Origin of the sequence: Albidovulum sp. (assembly GCF_041919395.1) — a bacterium.
Classification (GTDB): domain Bacteria; phylum Pseudomonadota; class Alphaproteobacteria; order Rhodobacterales; family Rhodobacteraceae; genus Albidovulum.
The window spans coordinates 1-16,878 of the sequence record NZ_JAYRTX010000074.1; the positions used below are offsets into that span (position 1 = coordinate 1).

20 protein-coding genes, 1 tRNA gene, 1 pseudogene and 1 riboswitch are annotated in these 16,878 nt (G+C 66.8%); of the genes and pseudogenes, 13 read left to right on the forward strand and 9 right to left on the reverse strand.

What is annotated here, in order from left to right; all coding sequences use genetic code 11:
- The 7 genes from ACMUOO_RS12450 to cobF form a co-directional block, all read left to right on the forward strand.
- On the forward strand, positions 1–813 hold an 813-nt coding region (locus tag ACMUOO_RS12450; protein WP_413855410.1), incomplete at its 5' end, for a cobyrinate a,c-diamide synthase.
- Entirely contained in the window at positions 810–1,529 is a 720-nt protein-coding gene (gene cobA / locus ACMUOO_RS12455) for a uroporphyrinogen-III C-methyltransferase (RefSeq protein ID WP_301918110.1), read from the forward strand. The genes ACMUOO_RS12450 and cobA, both read left to right, overlap by 4 nt.
- A gap of 4 nt (positions 1,530–1,533) precedes the next feature.
- Entirely contained in the window at positions 1,534–1,857 is a 324-nt protein-coding gene (locus ACMUOO_RS12460) for a DUF1636 family protein (RefSeq protein WP_301918109.1), read from the forward strand.
- A gap of 63 nt (positions 1,858–1,920) precedes the next feature.
- Positions 1,921–2,140, forward strand: a riboswitch (cobalamin riboswitch).
- Positions 2,123–2,344, forward strand: coding sequence for a CbtB domain-containing protein (locus ACMUOO_RS12465; protein ID WP_367891185.1), 222 nt, complete (start codon positions 2,123–2,125; stop codon positions 2,342–2,344). It overlaps the preceding riboswitch by 18 nt.
- 21 nt (positions 2,345–2,365) lie before the next feature.
- Positions 2,366–3,097, forward strand: a complete 732-nt coding sequence (locus tag ACMUOO_RS12470) for a CbtA family protein (RefSeq protein ID WP_301918108.1) — start codon at positions 2,366–2,368, stop codon at positions 3,095–3,097.
- Positions 3,098–3,165: 68 nt separating this feature from the next.
- Entirely contained in the window at positions 3,166–3,843 is a 678-nt protein-coding gene (locus ACMUOO_RS12475; protein ID WP_301918107.1) for an energy-coupling factor ABC transporter permease, read from the forward strand.
- 67 nt (positions 3,844–3,910) lie between these two features.
- A complete protein-coding gene (cobF, locus tag ACMUOO_RS12480) occupies positions 3,911–4,663 on the forward strand; it encodes a precorrin-6A synthase (deacetylating) (protein ID WP_301918106.1) in 753 nt (250 codons plus the stop codon).
- Between the two features lie 15 nt (positions 4,664–4,678).
- Here cobF and ACMUOO_RS12485 read toward each other — a convergent pair whose 3' ends face one another.
- The 3 genes and pseudogenes from ACMUOO_RS12485 to ACMUOO_RS12495 form a co-directional block, all read right to left on the reverse strand.
- Complete coding sequence (locus ACMUOO_RS12485) at positions 4,679–5,707, reverse strand: LacI family DNA-binding transcriptional regulator (protein ID WP_301918105.1); 1,029 nt, start codon at positions 5,705–5,707, stop codon at positions 4,679–4,681.
- 116 nt (positions 5,708–5,823) lie between these two features.
- Positions 5,824–6,162, reverse strand: coding sequence for a helix-turn-helix domain-containing protein (locus ACMUOO_RS12490; RefSeq protein ID WP_301918104.1), 339 nt, complete (start codon positions 6,160–6,162; stop codon positions 5,824–5,826).
- 102 nt (positions 6,163–6,264) lie between these two features.
- Positions 6,265–6,513, reverse strand: a pseudogene (locus ACMUOO_RS12495) (Crp/Fnr family transcriptional regulator); the annotation flags it as partial.
- Between the two features lie 168 nt (positions 6,514–6,681).
- Here ACMUOO_RS12495 and ACMUOO_RS12500 point away from each other — a divergent pair.
- Positions 6,682–7,461, forward strand: coding sequence for a response regulator (locus ACMUOO_RS12500; RefSeq protein WP_301918102.1), 780 nt, complete (start codon positions 6,682–6,684; stop codon positions 7,459–7,461).
- Here the strand turns inward: ACMUOO_RS12500 and ACMUOO_RS12505 are convergent.
- Together ACMUOO_RS12505 and ACMUOO_RS12510 are read right to left on the reverse strand one after the other, a co-directional pair.
- Complete coding sequence (locus ACMUOO_RS12505) at positions 7,438–8,976, reverse strand: PAS domain S-box protein (protein ID WP_301918101.1); 1,539 nt, start codon at positions 8,974–8,976, stop codon at positions 7,438–7,440. The genes ACMUOO_RS12500 and ACMUOO_RS12505 overlap by 24 nt on opposite strands.
- Before the next feature lie 52 nt (positions 8,977–9,028).
- Complete coding sequence (locus tag ACMUOO_RS12510) at positions 9,029–10,204, reverse strand: site-2 protease family protein (protein ID WP_301918100.1); 1,176 nt, start codon at positions 10,202–10,204, stop codon at positions 9,029–9,031.
- 213 nt (positions 10,205–10,417) lie between these two features.
- Between ACMUOO_RS12510 and ACMUOO_RS12515 the strand changes: the two genes are divergently transcribed.
- The 4 genes from ACMUOO_RS12515 to ACMUOO_RS12530 all read left to right on the forward strand — a co-directional run bounded on the left by ACMUOO_RS12515 (position 10,418) and on the right by ACMUOO_RS12530 (position 12,957).
- A complete protein-coding gene (locus tag ACMUOO_RS12515; protein WP_301918099.1) occupies positions 10,418–11,074 on the forward strand; it encodes a phosphoribosyltransferase in 657 nt (218 codons plus the stop codon).
- Positions 11,075–11,122: 48 nt separating this feature from the next.
- Positions 11,123–11,198 (forward strand) — tRNA-Arg (locus tag ACMUOO_RS12520).
- Between the two features lie 104 nt (positions 11,199–11,302).
- Positions 11,303–11,899 (forward strand): VOC family protein, encoded by a 597-nt coding sequence (locus ACMUOO_RS12525; RefSeq protein WP_301918098.1) that lies wholly within the window; start codon positions 11,303–11,305, stop codon positions 11,897–11,899.
- 323 nt (positions 11,900–12,222) lie between these two features.
- A complete protein-coding gene (locus tag ACMUOO_RS12530) occupies positions 12,223–12,957 on the forward strand; it encodes a heparan-alpha-glucosaminide N-acetyltransferase (protein WP_301918097.1) in 735 nt (244 codons plus the stop codon).
- A gap of 4 nt (positions 12,958–12,961) precedes the next feature.
- On the opposite strand, the gene ACMUOO_RS12535 is transcribed toward ACMUOO_RS12530, so the two are convergent.
- The 4 genes from ACMUOO_RS12535 to ACMUOO_RS12550 form a co-directional block, all read right to left on the reverse strand.
- Positions 12,962–14,203, reverse strand: a complete 1,242-nt coding sequence (locus tag ACMUOO_RS12535; RefSeq protein ID WP_413855415.1) for a saccharopine dehydrogenase NADP-binding domain-containing protein — start codon at positions 14,201–14,203, stop codon at positions 12,962–12,964.
- 52 nt (positions 14,204–14,255) lie between these two features.
- Positions 14,256–15,350: a carboxynorspermidine decarboxylase gene (gene nspC / locus ACMUOO_RS12540; protein WP_301918095.1), complete on the reverse strand. Its 1,095-nt coding sequence runs from the start codon at positions 15,348–15,350 to the stop codon at positions 14,256–14,258.
- A gap of 67 nt (positions 15,351–15,417) precedes the next feature.
- Positions 15,418–16,125 (reverse strand): winged helix-turn-helix domain-containing protein, encoded by a 708-nt coding sequence (locus tag ACMUOO_RS12545; protein ID WP_301918094.1) that lies wholly within the window; start codon positions 16,123–16,125, stop codon positions 15,418–15,420.
- Positions 16,126–16,144: 19 nt separating this feature from the next.
- Complete coding sequence (locus ACMUOO_RS12550; RefSeq protein WP_301918093.1) at positions 16,145–16,393, reverse strand: hypothetical protein; 249 nt, start codon at positions 16,391–16,393, stop codon at positions 16,145–16,147.
- A 171-nt stretch (positions 16,394–16,564) separates the two neighbouring features.
- On the opposite strand from ACMUOO_RS12550, the gene ACMUOO_RS12555 reads away from it, so the two are divergent.
- Positions 16,565–16,878, forward strand: a 314-nt coding sequence (locus ACMUOO_RS12555) for a hypothetical protein (RefSeq protein ID WP_413855418.1), incomplete at its 3' end; no start/stop codon positions are given.

Genomic DNA, 16,878 nt, shown 5'->3' on the forward strand with positions numbered 1-16,878 from the left:
GGAATGGAGGCGGCTGGACTCGCCGTCATCGGCGCGCTGCCGCGCAATCCGGGTGTTTCTGTGCCCGAACGGCACCTCGGCCTCGTCCAGGCCGAGGAGACGCCGGAACTCGACCGGATCGTGGCGGAAGCCGCCACGTTCATAGCGGCGAATCTCGATCTCGACGCCGTGCGGAGGGCTGCCGGCCGGACGCGGCTTCGCGCCGACGCTCCCGTGCCTGTGACGCCCCCCGGCCAGCGCATCGCCCTTGCCCGCGATGCGGCCTTCTCCTTCGTCTACCCGCATCTTCTCGACGGCTGGCGGCGCGCCGGGGCGGAGGTGCTGCCCTTCTCGCCGCTCGCTGACGAGGGGCCGGATGCCTCCGCCGACTGCTGCTGGCTGCCGGGAGGATACCCCGAGCTACACGGGCCGACGCTCGCGGCCGCGGCACGGTTCCGGCAGGGTCTCAAAGGCTTCGCCGAAACCCGGCCCGTGCACGGCGAGTGCGGAGGATACATGGCGATGGGCGAGGCGATCATCGACCGCGAGGGGCACCGGCACGAGATGTCCGGACTCCTTGGCCTCGTCACCTCGTTCGAGAAGCGCCGGATGCACCTTGGCTACCGGCTGGCCGATCTTGCCGTGCCGATGCCCGGTCACGGGCCTGGAGCCCGGCTCCGGGGACACGAGTTTCATTACTCGACGATCCTCACCCAACCCGATATGCCACTTGCGCACGTCACCGATGCCAATGGCGAGCCCGTGCCCGAAACGGGCTCTCGCCGGGGGCATGCGACCGGCACGTTCTTCCACCTGATCGCGGAGGCGACATGAGCGGGTTCGTCAGTTTCGTCTCCTCCGGACCGGGCGATCCGGACTTGCTGACGTTGCGCGGGGCAGAGCGGTTGCGGACGGCCGATGTCGTCCTCTTCGACGACCTCTCCTCGGGGCCCATCCTCGCTCATGCACGGCCGGGTGCCGACCTTGTCGGTGTCGGCAAGCGTGCCGGCAGGCCCTCCGCGAAGCAGGACCATGTGAACCGGCTTCTTGTCGACTACGCCCTGACCGGGGCGCGGGTCGTGCGGCTGAAGTCCGGTGACAGCGGCCTCTTCGGGCGGCTGGAGGAGGAGATCGTGGCCTGCCGGGAGGCCGGCGTCGGCTACGAGATCGTGCCGGGCGTACCTTCGGCCATGGCAGCGGCGGCGGCGGCCGGAATCCCGCTGACGCGGCGTCTGACCGCGCGGCGGGTGCAGTTCGTGACGGGCCACGACATGACCGGATCGCTGCCTGCGGACCTGAACCTCGCCGCGCTGGCCGACGCCACGGCGACGACCGTCATCTTCATGGGCAAGCGCACCTTCGGCGAGCTCGCACGCCGCCTGCGCGCGGCCGGCATGCCGGCGGATACGCCTGCGCTGCTGGCCGAAAGCGTCTCTACGCCGGCCCAGAAGCTGGTGCGCGGCACACTCGGGTCGATGGAGGCGCAGATCGCGGCCGAGGCCGGCGACGGCCCCGCGCTGATCCTCCTCGGTCCGCTGGCAGAGGGCTGAGCGCATGGCCGCGGTTCTCACCATCTGCCGCTCTTGCCCGGCAGGGCGCGCGGGGCTGGCCACGGCGCTCGCAGATGCGGTCGCCGCCGCCGGCCTCGCCGCGCGGATCGACGAGACGGACTGCATGTCGGGCTGCACCCGGCCCTCCACCGTCGCGGTGCGCGCGGACGGAAAGACTGCCTATCTCTTCGGCGACCTGACCGAGGCGGATATCCCGAGCCTCGTCACCTTCCTGCGCCTCTATGGCGCGACGGCGGACGGCAACCTTGCCGATGCGCGCCCGCTCGGGTCCCTCAGGGAAAAGGCGCTGGCGCGTATCCCGGGGTGACGGAAAGGTCGCATCCGCCCCTGCCCGCGCCGCAATCCGCCTTGACCCGCATCCGAGAATGCTGGCACATGGTCACGGTATGGTGTCCTTCAGGCGCAAAGCGCCGGGACTGAAACGGGAATGGGGTAGGGTGGACCAAAGGCGGCACCCCAAGCCCCAACCGCCCCCGCGACTGTAAGCGGCGAGCGGCCTTCCAGAAGCCACTGGGGTGCCTGCCCCGGGAAGGCGGAAAGGCCGCAGCGACCCGCGAGTCAGGAGACCGGCCATGCGACGACGCAACGCGAACGCCGTCGGGTGTGACGGCAGGGAGATGAACATGACCGCGATGACCAAAGCCGCCGCCAAGACCGGTTCGGCCACCCTTTCCATCGTCTTTGTCGCGCTGATCGGTGCCACCGGCCTTTTCCTGGCCGGCCATGCCCAGTCGGCGACGCTGCATGACGCCGCGCATGACATGCGCCACGCGACCGGCTTCCCCTGCCACTGAGCGGGCCGACGGTCTGACCTCATGATCAAACGCATGCTGGCCGGCGGCATCATCGCCGGCTTTGCGGCAGGGTTGCTTGCGGCCGTGCTGCATTTCGCGTTCGTCCAGAACCTGATCCTTCTGGGGGAGCAATATGAAACCGGCGCGCTGGTGCATTTCGAACATCAAGTCGAGGCCCAGGCTGCGACGCACGATCATGCCGGGGACGAGGCGGTCGCGGGTCATGACCACGGAGCGGCAGGTGCCGACAATACGGACGACTTCCAGCGCAACGCGCTGACGGTTCTGTTCACCACGCTGATCTATGCTTCCTATGGCATTCTTCTCGTCGCGGGCTTCTCGCTGGCGGAACATTTCGGCCGGACGGTCTCGGCGGGTGAGGGTGTGCTCTGGGGGCTTTCGGGTTTTGCGGCGTTTCAGCTTGCACCGGCCATGGGATTGCCGCCCGAACTGCCGGGCTCGGTCGCAGCCGACCTCGGCGCCCGGCAGGCATGGTGGCTCGGCACCGTTCTTGCCACCGGTGTGGGCCTCGCGCTCCTCGGCTATGGCCGCACCGCCCTGACGGCGGCACTCGGCGGCGCACTTCTGGCCGCACCACATGCCATCGGCGCTCCGCGACTCGATCAGTTCTACGGCATCGCCCCGCCGGAGCTTGCCGCCGAATTCGCGGCGCGGGTTCTCGGCGTCGGCTTCGTCGTCTGGGGGGCACTCGGCTGGCTCGCCGGGCGGCTCTGGTCAAGAACGCCCGCATAAGCGATTTTCCGGAGCCGCTGGATCAGCGGCCCCGGCGCCTTCATCATCCATCCTGCTGGGAGACCATCATGCATATCGAACCGGGTATCGTGGACGGCGCGAAGATCGTGCTGAGCCATGCCACCGCCGCGGCGGCCGGCGCCATGGCGCTGCGCGAAACCGTCAGGACCGTCCGCGCAGCGGGTGTTGCGGCCTTCGCCGGCCGCACGGCTATCACGGCGGGGCTCGTCTTCAGCTTCTTCCAGATCCTGCCGCACTTCCCCGTCGGGGTGTCCGAGGTGCACTTCATCCTCGGCTCGACGCTGTTCCTGCTCTTCGGGGCAGCGCCCGCCGCGCTGGGCCTTGCGCTCGGCCTGCTTGTCCAGGGCCTGGTCTTCGCGCCCTTCGACCTGCCCCAATACGGCATGAACGTCACCACGCTTCTCGTGCCGCTTTTCGCGCTGCAGATGCTGGCACGGCGGATCATCGCGCCCGATACGGCCTACGTCGATCTGCGCTACGGCCAGGCGCTCGCCCTCTCGACCGCGTATCAGGCCGGCGTCGTTGCCTGGGTCGGCTTCTGGGCCTTCTATGGCCAGGGCTTCGGCGCCGCGAACATCGCCGCCGTCGCCAGCTTCGGCGCGGCCTACATGATGGTCGTGCTGATCGAACCCCTCGCCGATCTCGCCGTACTTGCCGCCGCGAAGTCTCTGCGCGACCTGACCGGCGGCCGCCTGTTCGAGCGTCGCCTGCACCTGGCCGCATGAACCATCCGCCGACGCATCGGGCGCGGCCCCGCTTGCGGGCCGCGTCCTTTTGTTGTTGAAGCGCCCCATGATCGAGCTCCACCTCATCGGGATAGGCACCGGCAACCCCGACCATCTGACGCTTCAGGCGATCAAGGCGCTGAATGCGGCGGATCTGATCCTGATTCCGCGGAAAGGCGAGACCAAGGCCGATCTGGCGGAGTTGCGCCGGTCGATCTGCGCCGACGTCCTCACCAACCCGGCCTCTCGTGTCGCCGAGTTCGACCTGCCCGTGCGCGATGCGATGAACCCGAGCTACCGGGAAGGCGTGGACAACTGGCACGAGGCGATTGCCGCGGTCTGGAAAGACACGATTCTGGCGGAAATCGGGCGCGAGGGGCGGGTAGCGCTTCTGGTCTGGGGCGACCCGTCGCTTTATGACAGCACGCTGCGCATCGCCCAGCGCGTCTCTCGGACCCTGCCCCTGTCCGTGCATGTTGTTGCGGGCATCACCTCGCTCCAGGTGCTGACGGCCGCCCATGCGATCCCCCTGAACGAGGTCGGGGAACCGTTCATCGTCACCACCGGGCGCCAGTTGCGCGACCACGGCTGGCCACTGGGCGTCGATACCGTGGCCGTCATGCTCGACGGCGACTGCTCGTTCCACGCGATCGCGTCCGACGGGGTGGCGATCTGGTGGGGCGCCTATCTCGGGATGGAAAACGAACTGCTCATCGCCGGCCCGCTCTCGGAAGTGTCAGATCGCATCGTCGCGGCGCGGGAGAAGGCGCGCGCGCGCTACGGCTGGATCATGGACATCTACATTCTGCGCCGCGCCTGAGGCGCCGACGCGAGGTCAGCTGCGCCGGATCGTGTCGCCCAGCTGAAGCACCGGCGTCAGTTCCACCCGCTCGCCGCCGATGAGACCGCTTTCGCTGTGTCCGCCGATTATCGCGGCGGCCCGCCGCCCGATCTCATGCCGGCAAGCGTCCATCGTCGCCAGCCGGCGCGGAAGGCCTTCAAGCAGATCGACGCCGTTGAACCCGGCGAGCCCGAGCTTGCCGGGCACGTCGATCCCGCTCTCGAGACAGTAAAGAAGCCCCCCTGCCCCGATCATGTCGTTGGAATAGTAGAGGAAATCGAGATCTGGATTGCGCTTCAGGATCGCCTCGGTCATCTCGCGCCCCTTCAGGAGCGCGGAGCCGCCGGAGTAGAATTCCCGGTCCGCAAGCTCGATCCCTGCCTCGGCCAGTCCCGCCTCGAACCCTTCCATCCGCTTCCGCGCCCGGTGGTCATGCGGCATCTTCGTGCCGAGAAAGCCGATCCGGCGATAGCCTGCCTTCACGATCGCCCGCGCCATCTCCAGCCCCGCGCGCTTGTGCGAGATGCCGACCACCGAATCGATCGCTTCGCCATCCACATCCATGATCTCGACGATCGGGATACCCGCGTTCTGCAGCATGGCGCGGGCCGCGTCGCTGTGTTCGAGCCCGGCGATGATCACGCCCGAGGGCCGCCACGACAGCATCTCGTATAGCACCGATTCCTCGCGCTCGGCCGAATAGTTGGTCACGCCGAAGACGGGCTGAAGGCCGCTGTCCTCGAGCTCCTCGGAAATCCCGCTCAGCACTTCGGGAAAGACGAGGTTCGACAGCGACGGCACGATCACGGCGACGAGATTGACCCGTTGCGAGGCGAGCGCGCCGGCAATCTTGTTCGGGACGTAGCCAAGCCGCCGCGCCGCTTCCAGTACCCGTTCGCGGGTGGAGTCGGACACGTCGCCTCGGTTGCGAAGCACGCGGCTTACGGTCATCTCCGATACGCCCGAGGCTTCGGAGACATCGCGCAACGTCAACGTCCGGCGCGGCTCGACGTGTCCGTTCATTCCCGAGATCTCCCCCGCGGCGAAATTTTCTTACTCATTAGCGCCAAAGTCACGCGGCTCCAAGTCCGGAAGCGCACGATGTTTAGCGTTAACAGCCGCTGGTCCGGCAGGCGACCTCAGGCTTCCATGGCGCCGGCCGCGAGAATCCGGAGTCTTGCCGGATCGAGGACGACGACGGTATTGGCATCGTCGAGGGCCAGGATGCGCCGGCCGCGAAGCTCGGTGAAGGATCGGCTCACCGTTTCCGGCGTAAGCCCGAGATAGTCGGCGATGTCTGTCCGGTTCATCGCCAGCCGCACGACACGGTAGCGGCCAAGAGGCTCCGCTATCCGGTCGAGCAGAAGGGCGACGAAGGCGGCTGTCCGTTCGAGCGCCAGCCTGCGCCCGATCAGCAGAAAGTGGTCCTGCAGCCGGCGGATCTCCTGCAGGGCCGCATCCATCAGGAAGTTTTGCATGTCCGGGTTCCGATCCGCTCCGGCAAGACCGGGGAAGCGATGCGCAAGAAGCTCGCACTCGGTAATTGCCTCGCATTCGGTTGTATGCCGGCCATTGTCGGGGAGACCGACCACATCTCCGGGAAAGGCGAAGGAAATGACCTGGCGCCGCCCGTCCGTCTGCATGCGCGCAAGCCGCATCACGCCCCTGCCGATCTGGTAGACATGCTGCGCGCGGTCGCCTTCGTGGAAGAGCGGCTGGCCGAGGCGGAGCCGTCGCGGCACCGGATCCGACAGCGATCTGCGCCGAGCCTGGCGCGGTTCGATCGCCTCGTCGAATGGCTGGGCGCGCTTGAGGACGGCTGACTGCATTGTGACCCCCCTTGTTGCTTGAGGGAAGTCTGATGTGCCAAGGTAACCGTACTATCTCAGCCCTTGTATCAAATTGTATTCAGACGCCGCCGGGCTGGGTCGGCACATTGACACGGACTGCCCAGCTTCTATCTCGGGAGCGAGCGCCGGAGGAAACACGGGGTCGACATGGCCGCTGCGACGATTCTCGTGGTAGATGACGAGCCCGGAGTGCGCTCGCTTCTTCGTCGATGCCTCGAAGGCGATGGCTATGCTGTAATCGAGAGCGAGGATATCTCGGACGTACTCTCAAGGGTGCGCGAGGGCGGCGTGGACCTCATCACGCTCGATCTCAATCTCGGTGGCGAAAGCGGCATCGAGATTGCGCGCGTGGTACGGCAGGTGTCTGACGTGCCGATCATCATGGTCACGGGGCGCGGCGACGTGATCGACCGCGTTGTCGGGCTGGAGGTCGGCGCGGACGACTACATCGCCAAGCCATTCCACCTGCGGGAAGTTCTGGCGCGGGTTCGTTCCGTTCTACGACGGACCGGTCGACGCCGGCCGGCCGCCACATCTGACGAGGTGTCCGCTGCCTCGGGCACCGTTTCCGATCCGGAGGGCCGGGAGGCGCTTGCCTTCGCGGGCTTCGTCGCCGTGCCTGCGACGATGGAACTCCGCGATCCTGCGGGCACGCCAATCGAGCTGACTTCGGGCGATTTCAGGCTTCTGCAGGTGTTTCTCGAACATCCCCGGCGGGTGCTGTCGCGCGAGCAGATCATGGATCTGGTCAGCGGAGCCACCTGGTCGCCGCTCGACCGCACGATCGACAACCAGGTGGCCCGGCTCAGAAAGAAGATCGAAGCTGCGCCGGGCGACCCGAAGCTCATCAAGACGGTGCGGGGAATCGGCTATACCTTCACACCGCAAGTGACGCGCACGTCGTCATCCGCGCCGGCGCGACAGTAGGATGCGAAGACGCGTGGCGAGGTCCGACTGCCGGTAGGGCTTCTGGAGCAAGGGGAATTCCTCGGCCGCCGTTGCAGCGATCCCGCCTGCGAAGCCTGAGGTCAGAAGTACCGACATCTGGGGATGCTCGGACGTGACCTTGCGGGCAAGGTCGTGGCCGTTCAGCGCCCCGGGCATGACGATGTCGGCGAACAGCACGTCGACGTCGCGGTCGGTCCCGAGCAGCGCCAATGCTTCCTCGGCGTTTCCCGCCGCCAATGTCCGGTAGCCGAGCGCCTCCAGTCGCGCAACCGAAAGCCGCCGCACGGCGTCGTTGTCTTCGACGACAAGCACCTTGCGGCCCGACGTGCCACCCGATTCCGATGGCATCCCCACGGCGGACGCCTCGGCCTCCTCGCCCGCCATGCGCGTCGCGGCCGGAAAATAGAGGCTTACGGTCGTCCCCAGACCCGGTTCGCTGTAAAGCGTGGCGTGACCGCCCGACTGCCCGGCAAAGCCGTAGACCATTGACAGTCCGAGGCCGGTGCCCCTCCCCTTGGGCTTCGTTGTGAAGAACGGCTCGAAGGCCCGGCGCCGGGCGGCCTCGTCCATGCCGACGCCGGTGTCGGTGACGGAGATGCGCACGTAATTGCCGCGCGCGACATGCACCTCCTCGGCCAGAAACCGGTCGTCAACCGACACGTTCCCGATCGCGACCGTGATGGAACCACCTTTGGGCATGGCGTCCTGCGCGTTGAGAGCGAGATTGATGATCGAGGTCTGCAACTGCATCGGGTCCACTTGAACCGACCAGACGCCGGGCTCGACGACGAGGCGAAGGTCGATACCCGGTGCGAGCGTCCGTTTCAGCATCGAAAGCACGGTCTTGGCCACCGCTGCCGGATCGAGCAGGCGGGGGGTCAGCGCGCTTCGCCGTCCGAGCGCGAGGAGCTTTGCGGTGAGGTCCGCGCCGATCTTGGCGGCCTCCATCGCATCGCGGATGAGCGTTCGGGCGGACTTGTCGGTGACCGAGCGTTTCAGGAACTCGAGGTTTCCCGAGATGACGGTGAGGATGTTGTTGAAATCATGCGCCACGCCACCCGTCAGCGCCCCGAGCGCCTCGAGCCGTTGCGCGTGTTGCAGTGAACGTTCGACCGCCTTGCGGCGCGACAGGTCGTGCAGGATTGCGACGAAGTAGTCGCCGTTGTCGGTGCTCGCGTGACCGACGGAAAGATGCAGCGGAAAGAGCGTTCCATCGGCGCGCAGCCCTTCCACTTCGCGTCCGATGCCGATCACATGCGACTCGCCCGTCCGGACGTAGCGCTCCATTGCCGCCGCATGGCGGTTGCGCTCGCACTCGGGCATCAGGTCCTCGACCGGGCGGCCCGGCATGGTGTCGATCTCATGCCCGAAAAGGCGTGCTGCGGCGGTGTTCGCACGGACGATCCGCCCCCTTGCGTCGCTCACGATGACCGCATCGACGGCGGCATCGAGCACCGCACCGAGAATTCCGTCGCTGAGGTCGTCGTCATCCATCTGTCGCGCCCGGGTGTCGTTCGGCGCAGTCTTGCTGCGCGTCGTCGCGGCGTCAACGCTGGCGGTTCGCCGGTCTGCTCGTGGGAAACGCCGGGCGGCCCGCAACTCCGATCTCTTGCAGGACGGCGAGATAGGACAGGAGGTCGGTAAGGGTGATCACGCCGAGCAGGCCCTGGTGTTCGGCGACAAGGAATTTGCGCCGGCCGGTTTCGGCGATCCGCCGCAGCAAGGTTTCCGCCGGCAGGGTGGGGGGCACGGTATTGCCCGCGTCCGCGGTGATGTAGATGTCGCCAACATGAGTGCTGTCCCAGTTCTCGCGGTCGATCCGCCGGATCAGCGCCGTGTCCACATAGCCGAGAAGCAGTTCCCCCTCCGTCACCGGAAGAAAACTCACCGCGTTCGGAAGCATGAGCCGATCAACCACCTTCGCCAAGGTGTCGTCCGGCGTCGTCACGATCGTGTTGCGCGTCATCATGGATCCGACCGTCCGTTTGCCGAGCGCGGTTTTCATGACGAGTTGCTGGTAGGTGGCGCGCGCCGCAGACAGAAGGAAGAATGCGATCAGCACCTGCCAGAGTCCGCCGGCCGTATTGCCGGAGAAGAGCGCCAGAAGACCGAACGTCATCAGCCCGTAGGCCAGAAACTCCGAAATCATGCTCGCCTGACGGGTCGCCGCCACGATGTCACCCGACCGCTGCCAGAGCGCCGCCCTCAGCACGCGGCCCCCGTCAAGCGGGAACGCCGGCAGGAGGTTGAAGACCGCGAGGATGAGGTTGATGAGCGCGAGGTACCCGAGTACCGCCTGCACGGGGGCAGAAACGTCGGTCGCCTCGAGCGTCACATGGGCGAGCCAGCAGGAAGCCGCCAGCGCGAGGCTCATTGTCGGCCCGGCGATGGCGATCCAGAACTCCGACCGCGCGCTTGCCGGTTCTTCGTCGAGCTCGGCGACGCCGCCAAAGATGAAAAGGGTGATACCGCCGACCCTGAGGCCAAAGCGCCGCGCGACGAGCGAATGGGCCAGTTCGTGCAGGATGAGCCCGCCGAAGAACGCGACCGCCGCGACCACCCCGAGGGCGAGGTAGTCACCCGGGCGAAGTCCCGGTACTTGGGCCGGGAAGTAGCTCGCGGAAAGAGTCCAGACCACCAGGGCGGCGATCAGCAGCCAGCTCGGGTCCACCTTGATCTGGAAGCCGAAGACCTCGAAAATCCGGACTGCCCTGGAAAACATCAGCCCGCTCCCCGTTTTCGTTTTCGCGCCGACGATCATAGGAGACGCGCCCCGAGCCGGACTGACGCCGATCAAGAGGGACCGGATTCGTGCCCTCGGCGTTCAGCGACGGCCGCCATGGCCTCTGTCGGGACCGTTCGCCGCGGAGTTGATGAAGATCAAGGACTTCGGCCACGCCCCCGCTAATCTGCCCGGCACATGGCGGAGGCGCGCATGGACAGGTATCGCGATCGTGTCGAAGCCGGACAGGTGCTGGCAGATCTGGTCGCGCGCCGGGGCTTCGAACGCCCCGTGGTGGTCGCCCTGCCGCGCGGCGGCGTGCCCGTCGCCGCCGAGATCGCGAAGCGAATCGGTGCGCCCCTCGACCTGATCATGGTGCGCAAGATCGGCGTTCCGGGGCACCGGGAGCTTGCGGTGGGGGCGGTGGTGAATGGCGATCGCCCGGAAATCGTGGTGAACGAAGAGATCGCCCGCCATGCCGGGCTCGATCACGCGGACATCGAGCGCCTTGCCGACTCTGAGCTCGCAACGATCGCGACGCGCCGGACGGCCTACCTCAAGGGCCGGAAGCATGTAGCGCTGGAGGGACGGACCGCCATCGTGGTCGATGACGGCATTGCGACCGGGGCGACGATGCGCGCTGCCCTCCGGGCAATCGCGCGGCAGCACCCGGCCCACGTCGTCCTTGCGGTGCCCGTCGCCGCGCCGGACTCGCTGGCCCATCTGCGCGCCGAGGTCGACGAGGTGATCTGCCCGACGCAGCCTGCCTTCTTCGACGCGGTAGGCGCGTTCTACGCGCATTTCGGCCAGACGACCGACGAGGAGGTCATGCAGCTGATGGCCGCCGCACCGCCCGACTCATGCGCCTGACCTCCGCGCTTGCCAAACCGGGGGTGCGCCTCTATCCAGACCCTGCGCGGCCCCGTAGCTCAGGGGATAGAGCGACCGCCTCCTAAGCGGTAGGTCACAGGTTCGAATCCTGTCGGGGCCGCCAGCCCATGCCCGCGGATGTGTGACGACGCACCTTGCCCGTGCGGGAATGGCGCGGGCAATCTCCGCAGGGCCTGCTATGCTCGGCCTGAAACAGCGGAGGGGGCGATGCGCAAGCTTCAGGTCCAGGGCGTCCACCACATTACGCTGCTCGGCGCAGACCGGCAGACTTCGATCGACTTCTGGGAAGGCGTGCTTGGCATGCCCTTTGTCTTCGACCAGCCGAACCTCGACAACCCGGGCGAAGGACACCTCTACTTCGATCCCGGCGACGGGCGGCTCATCACCGTCTTCACCAACGAGGACCGGGTGGCGTCTGGCCGCCCGAAAAAGCCCGCGCCGGGCGAGGTCCATCACCTCGCCTTCGCGGTGTCGCGGGCGGTTTTCCTGCAGGCCGCCGAACGGCTGGACAAACGAGGCATCGGCCATTCCGGGGTGAAGGACCGGGGTTTCATGGACTCGATCTATTTCCGCGACCCCATGGGCCTGCTGATCGAACTGGCGAGCTACAAGTTCGAGCCGCCCTTCGGCTTTTCCCACGCCGACGTGCTGCACGAGGCGCACCTGATCCGGGTGGAGCGGTCCGAATACGCCATCGCCGACATCCATGTCGCCGACGCCATCGAACGCCTCATAGCGCACCGGCAGGGCTCGCTTTCCGATGATCGCGGGCCGAAGGACCCCTACGGCGGGACGTCCGACTGACAGGCTGCGCCCGTCGGTGCGCACCGGGCCTGCAAGAGGTCCCCGGCCCCCGGCCCTCGCAGGCGGAGGCGGCGCAGGGGTGTGTTCCGGTGTGGAAGGTTACCGTGGCAATGGCGCGGACGGAGCCGGCGTGGCCTTGGCGCGCCTTCCGGTCCCCAATGGCAACCGCCCTGCTGCCAATCGCGCATGGTTCGGATGCCATGGCCAGAGATCATGCACATGGCGCGGGTGGCTGGTGGACCCAGATGGGATCGCCGCTGGCCATCGTCCCGCGACCCTCCTAGTCTTCGGCGTCGAGGGCAGGGCAAGCGGGGCAAGGATCAGTGCAGGCGCAAGGGCGGATCGCGGTTCTGGACCTGGCCCGGGGCGTGGCGCTTGTGGCCATGGCGAGCTTTCACCTCACCTTCGACCTGGAGTTCTTCGGGTTCCTTCCGGCTGGCACGACCACGACCGGGTTCTTCTGGGTCTACGCGCGGGCGATCGCGGCAACCTTCTTCTTCCTCGCCGGGGTGAGCCTGTGGCTCGGCCACGGCGGGGGCATCCGCTGGCGGGCATTCGGGCGGCGCCTCGCAATGATCCTCGGCGGCGCGGCGCTCGTGTCGGCGGCGACCTACGCGGCGGACCCCTCCACCTTCGTCTTCTTCGGCATCCTGCATTCCATCGCGGCGGCGAGCGTGGCGGGGCTTCTGTTCCTGCGCCTGCCCGCAGCGGTGACGCTCGCGGCAGCACTCGCTGCCTACGCCGCGCCGCAGTTTCTGCGGACCGGGGCGTTCGACACCCCTTGGCTCGCATGGCTCGGGCTCACGACCTACGGCATCCGGTCCGTCGATTTCGAGCCGTTCCTTCCCTGGGTCGCGCCGCTCCTCGCGGGGATCGCCACGGCGAAGATCGCCGCGCGCTCGGGACTCTTCGCGGCGCTGCGCAGGCACCCGCCTTCCGGGGCCATCGCCCGCGCGCTCGGCTGGGCCGGGCGGCACAGCCTTGCGGTCTATCTGGTGCACCAGCCGGTGCTCATGGCACTTGTCTGGGCCTTCACGCGGATCGTGGGAGCGGGGTGATCCGTCAGGCGAAGTCCACCGGGCGGTCTCCCTCCGCGTCCATCACGCGCGTCGGCAGGCCGATGCGGTTCAGGAGGCGGATGAAGGGCCGGGGGTCAAGATCCTCGACATTGACCATTTTCTTCACGTCCCAGATGCCCTGTGCGATGAGGATGGCGGCCGCCACCGGCGGCACACCCGCAGTGTAGGAAATGCCCTGGCTGCCCACCTCCTGATAGGCTTCCTTGTGGTCGGCCACGTTGTAGATGAACACCCCGGCCGGCTTTCCGTCCTTCGTTCCCTTCACGAAGTCGCCGATGCAGGTCTTGCCGATGTAGTCCGGCGCAAGCGATGCCGGATCGGGCAGGACGGCCTTCACGACCTTCAGAGGTATCACTTCCTGCCCCTCGGCCGTCCTGACCGGCTGCTCGCTGAGAAGGCCGAGGTTCTTAAGCACCGTGAAGACGTTGATGTAGTGATCGCCGAAACCCATCCAGAAGCGGACATCGGCCTGCGGGTAGCGGGCCGAGAGCGAATGGACCTCGTCATGGCCGGTCAGATAGGCCTTCTGCCTGCCGACGACAGGCATATCCCATTCCTTGCCCACCTCGAACATCCGGTTCGCCTGCCAGGCGCCGTTCTGCCAGGACCAGACGGTTCCCGTGAACTCGCGGAAGTTGATCTCGGGATCGAAGTTGGTGGCGAACCAGCGGCCGTGCGAGCCGGCGTTGATGTCCACGATGTCGATGCCCTCGATCGTGTCGAGGTATTCCTCCTCGGCCAGACGCGCATAGGCGTTGACGACGCCCGGATCGAACCCGACGCCGAGGATGGCGGTCACGCCCGCCTTTTCCGCCGCGTCGCGCCGTTTCCATTCGTAGTTGCCATACCACGGCGGCGTTTCGCAGACCTTCGCGGGGTCTTCGTGGATCGCAGTGTCAAGGTAGGCGGCGCCCGTCCCGATGCAGGCGTCGAGGACGGACATGTTCACGAAGGAGGACCCGACATTGATGACGATCCCGGCACCGGTCCGTCGGATGAGGTCCGAGACAGCGCCCGTGTCCATCGCGTCAACCGTGTGCGCCTCGAACCGGCCCGGCACCTTCGGCGCGCGCTTCTCATGGACCGAGGCGATGATCGCCTCGCATTTCGCGCGGGTCCGCGACGCGATATGCAGCTCACCCAGGATATCGTTGTTCTGCGCGCATTTGTGCGCCACGACCTGCGCAACGCCGCCCGCCCCGATGATGAGCACGTTCATTCTCACTTCGGCTGTCTCCTTTGTTCAGGGGCCCGTGGAAGGGGAGAGTGTGACACTCTCACGACAGGCTGGAGGCATAGTCCTCGTAGCCGAATTCGCGGACGAGGCGGATGCTGCCGTCCAGCGCGCGGATCGCGATGGATGGCATGTTCACGCCGTTGAACCAGTTCTTCTTCACCATCGTGTAGCCGGCCGCGTCGGCCACGGAGATGCGGTCGCCGACGCGCAGCGGACGCGCGAACCGTGCATCGCCGAAGATGTCGCCGGCCAGGCAGGACTTGCCGCAGATCTGGTATTCGTGGTCACCCGTCTGCGGCAGCTTCGCGCTTTCGCGGTAGATCAGGAGATCGAGCATATGCGCCTCGATCGAGCTGTCGACGATGGCGAGATCCTTGCCGTTGTTCAGCAGGTCGAGGACCGTGACTTCTAGCGTGGTCGAATTGGTTATCGCCGCCTCGCCGGGTTCGAGATAGACCTGCACGCCGAACTTCTCGGAGAACGCCTTCAGCCGCGCGGCGAGGTCGTCGACCGGATAGCCCTCGCCGGTAAAATGGATGCCGCCACCAAGACTGACCCATTGCACCTTTTCCAGAAGGCGGGCGAATTCGGTCTCGATCCGGCCAAGCTGCCGGTCGAAGAGGTCGAAATCCCGGTTCTCGCAATTGTAGTGGATCATGAAGCCGGAAATGCGGTCGACCACCTCGGCGATCTTCGCCGCGTCCCATTCGCCCAGACGAGAGAAGGGCCGCGCCGGGTCGGCGAGGTCAAACCCGCTGGTCGAGAAGCGCGGGTTCAGGCGCAAGCCACGCCCGATCTGCGCCGACTGGTTGTCGAAGCGTTCGAGCTGGCCGATCGAATTGAAGATGATCTTGTCGGCATAGCCGACCGCCTCGGCGATCTCGTGGTCGGCCCAGGCGACGGAATAGGCGTGTGTCTCCTTGCCGAACTTCTCGCGGCCAAGACGAAGCTCGTAGAGCGAGGAAGAGGTCGTGCCGTCCATATGCTCGCGCATCAGGTCGAAGGCGGACCAGGTGGCGAAGCATTTCAGTGCGAGAAGCGCCTTCGCCCCGGAGCCGGCGCGGAGCCGGTCGATGATCTCCATGTTGCGAAGCAGCTTCGCCTGGTCGATCAGATAGAAGGGTGTCTGGATCACGGGCATCCCCCCACCGGCCAAATGAGGCGCCGATATAGGCCCCGCCGCCCCGGCACGCAAGGCCCGGTCAGATCATCCGGATCGCGTCCTTGTCGACCGAGAGCATGTAGCCGCGCCGGGCGATGTTCTTCACCAGAAGCTCCGCCACCATCTGGTTGCCGAGCGCATCCCTCAGCCGCTTGATCCGCATCGCGCCAGAGGCCTCGTCGCAGTCGGCGGCGTTCTTTCCCGAGATGACGGCCTCGATCTCCGCCCCGGAGAGGATGTCGTCGTCCATCCGCGCCTCGGCAAGGACCGAAAGGGTCTCGATGGCCGCGGGCGTAAGACTGAACGCCATGTCGTTCAGCACGACGGCATTTTCGGCGCGGCTGATGAGCAGCGACGAGACCTGGATGCCCTGGCGCCGGATCTCGTTCATCCGGCGGTTCAGCCCGACGATCATCACGAGGAAGACGAGTGCCGCCACAAGCAGCGCGGTCGAGAAGACGAGCAGGACGAAGATCACCGTGCGGTAGCTTGTAAGCACCTCGGAAAAGGTCGTGCCCGACTGCGCGAGAATCTCCAGAAGCTTGATCTGGTCGCCGGTTGTCAGCGCGTCGTTCTCGACGAAGATGCGTTCGACCCGCGCATTGAAAGCGTTGGCGTCGGGAAGAGACAGAAAGAGCAGGACGGCGGCCAGCGCGAGGATGGCGACGATCGCGGCGATCCCCCAGAGGACGACGCGGTTGCCGGCGCGTAGCGCCTCGGCGGCGGCGCTGGTTGTCTGTTCGCTCAATACGGTGTCTCCGGCGGTGTCAACCGCCCGGAACAATGGAGACGATCGCAAGGAGCGTCCAGCCCTTTGCGGCAAGCTGCGGCGCGAGTGCGGCCGCGGCGGCGTCCTTCGACGCGCAGGCGTCATCCGGCAGGCTCGCCGTGCCAAAGTCGAGCTTCAGCGGATTGTCCCGCTTCGCCTTGTACTGGACCTGGCAGGCGGCGTCGGCCGTCCCTGCGGCCAGGCAGGCGGCGAGAGTGAGGACGGTCAGGACACGCGGTTTCATCATGCGAGCAACCTGCGACGGACCGGCCGGGCTAGGCAATAACAAATCTGACCGACGCGCATCGTTATCGGCTATCGGCCGGGCGTTATTGCCTGCCCCGCCGGACCGGTCGCAGCCTGCGTCATCAGACATGCGGGCGCCTGGCCCGCGCCGCCCCACAGAAGGAGAGCCGCGATGTTCCGCCAACTGACGTCTCGACTGACCGCCACCCTCGCCGCGGCCGTGCTGGCCCTGGGCACGGTCCTGCCCGCTCCTGCCGCCGCGATGGACGACAAGGACCGCCGCCTTCTGACGCTGCTTCTGGGCGCCGCCGCCGTCGGGGTCATCATCAACGAGGCCAACAAGAACAAGAATAGGCCCACGCCGCAGGTCGCCCACCGCTATGACGACGACAGCTTCCTTTATGGAGACGACCGCGACTGGCGCCGCGACAGGCACCGCTGGCAGCATCGCACCATTCCCGCCGAATGCGTCCTTTCACTCAGGGG